At 66.4% G+C, this 699-nt stretch carries 1 protein-coding gene; it reads left to right on the forward strand.

Translation table 11 applies throughout. The features are described from left to right. On the forward strand, positions 1–699 hold a 699-nt coding region (locus CAG41_RS28075; RefSeq protein ID WP_176244863.1), incomplete at both ends, for an immunoglobulin-like domain-containing protein.

Raw genomic sequence — 699 nt, forward strand, 5'->3', positions numbered from 1 at the left:
CACTGCGCCTAACGACGCGCTCAACGGACACGCGCCGCTGACCAACGCGATCACCGACGTGTCCGGCGGCAACTACGAGAACCTGGTCGCCGACAAGACGCCGGTATCGACCACCGTCACCGACACTGTGGACACCACGAATCTGTCCCTGAGCGCCACCAATTCGGTCGCCGAGGGCGGTTCGATCACCTACACCGCGACCCTGACCAACGCGGCGGGCACCCCGGTGACCGTGACCCTGAGCAACGGCGCGACCATCACGATTGAAGCGGGCAAGACGTCCGGCACCGTGACCGTCCCTGCGCCGGCCGATGACGTCTACAAGGATGCCGGCACCGTTCAGGCGACGATCACCAACGCCACCGGCGGCAATTTCGAGAACCTGGTGCCGAGCACTACGCCGGCCGTGACCCAAGTGACCGACACCATCGACACCACGACGGTGAAACTCACGGCGACCGAATCGGCGGCCGAGGGCGGGACGGTGACCTACACCGCCACCGTGGGTGCGCCAGTGACCGGCTCGCCAGTCACCGTGACCCTGGCCAACGGACAGTCGATCACCATCGAGGTCGGCAAGACCACCGGCACCGTGACCACCACTGCGCCTAACGACGCGCTCAACGGACACGCGCCGCTGACCAACGCGATCACCGACGTGTCCGGCGGCAACTACGAGAACCTGGTCGCCGACAAGAC

The sequence above is a fragment of the Pseudomonas sp. B35(2017) genome, assembly GCF_002113645.1.
GTDB classification, from domain to species: domain Bacteria; phylum Pseudomonadota; class Gammaproteobacteria; order Pseudomonadales; family Pseudomonadaceae; genus Aquipseudomonas; species Aquipseudomonas ekonensis.